Origin of the sequence: Ammoniphilus sp. CFH 90114 (genome assembly GCF_004123195.1) — a bacterium.
Classification (GTDB): domain Bacteria; phylum Bacillota; class Bacilli; order Aneurinibacillales; family RAOX-1; genus YIM-78166.
On the sequence record NZ_SDLI01000051.1, the window covers coordinates 1 to 1,360 of the forward strand.

The following is a 1,360-nucleotide window of genomic DNA, read 5'->3' on the forward strand; positions in this document are numbered from 1 at the left end:
AATCCTGTTAGGGGGCTTTAGAGCTATGTCCGGATGGTTTAATGGTCTGCCCGTAGGAAAGGCTGCTTCGGCAGTCTTTTTCAAATTATTGTGGGGCACCTGATCTCCTCAAAATATTTAAAAAAGAGCAAGGTGCTATAATAATAGCTTACCTTGCTCTTTTTGTTGTTATTTATAAAGGGATTTCCCTTTTATTACCTATAATTTAACAACGTTTGTCGCTTGAGGGCCACGTTGACCTTTTTCAACGTCAAATTGAACACGTTGACCTTCATCTAAAGACTTAAACCCATCACCAGTGATTGCACTAAAATGTACGAAAACGTCGTCTCCGCCTTCTCTTTCGATAAATCCAAAACCCTTTTCTGCATTAAACCATTTAACTGTTCCTGTTTGCACTGTAAAACCTCCAAAATTATCACATTTTATTAAGAGGATCAATCACTTCGAATTGATACCTCTATTATAAAATGTGAATCGACTAAATATATTATACCGCATTTCCACAGTTTGTAAATTAAACTTTGTGTTAGATCAGCTTGTTCAATTTTAACTGGATTGAGGAAATTCATAATTGTTAAGCTAATTTGGTTCCTCCATCTTATTACTTCACTAAAGGGGATTGCATTGTATCTAAGTGAATTATGGAGTTTATATAAAGCAGATAAACGGATTTTGGGTTTTAGCCCTCACACATTGAAGGCTTATAATCTTCAGTTGAATGTCCTTACTTGTGAAATAGGTGATTTGGAGCTAGAGGACGTCACTTTGTGGCTAAAAAAGTATTTAGATAGCCGAGAAGAGCGCAACCCGATTCGGAGAATGACGATCCCAACTCTCCGTTATGCCGTGAAGCTGATTGCATCCCGTGGAAGAGTTCCTGTTAATGTTTATCCTCATCGTTTTCGACACACCTATGCGTGCCAGCTACTCGATAACGGTGCACCATTAGATTTTATTCAAGGGATGTTAGGGCATGAAAAAGGCATCTACAGCCCAAATTTATGCTCAGTTAAGGGGAGAACGTCGTAGAGAACTATACAAGAGATTTTTCTAAGGAGCCAAGAGGCTCCTATTATAGTATGGGGCAGTTACTACGATAATCAGTTTGACTAAATGTGATAAAATGGTAAAAGAAATAGGAGGGACTACTATGGACTTATTTTTCATCTTCAAGTTTATTCAGTCTTAGTGAGTATTTAATTTCACTTACTCAGCTAACAGAGGTTGATAGCGAGGAACGGGATGGGCATCCATTCCTTGCTTCGTTGCTGCGGTAACGGGCAGGATAGCGGAGTAAGAACAACAAAAACCATCCTATATTGAATGGTTTTTAGTGCGCTTGGCAGCGCACTATACT

2 protein-coding genes are annotated in these 1,360 nt (G+C 38.7%); one reads left to right on the forward strand and one right to left on the reverse strand.

The features are described 5' to 3' along the window. Window positions 1-198: 198 nt before the first annotated feature. Window positions 199-399 carry a cold-shock protein gene (locus tag EIZ39_RS26130; RefSeq protein ID WP_129204521.1) on the reverse strand — a complete coding sequence of 67 codons (201 nt, stop codon included), beginning with the start codon at window positions 397-399 and terminating at the stop codon, window positions 199-201. A gap of 228 nt (window positions 400-627) precedes the next feature. On the opposite strand from EIZ39_RS26130, the gene EIZ39_RS26135 reads away from it, so the two are divergent. After that, the gene (locus EIZ39_RS26135; protein ID WP_240675959.1) at window positions 628-1,032 is read left to right on the forward strand and encodes a tyrosine-type recombinase/integrase; all 405 of its coding nucleotides are present in this window, start codon (window positions 628-630) and stop codon (window positions 1,030-1,032) included. Window positions 1,033-1,360 lie beyond the last annotated feature (328 nt).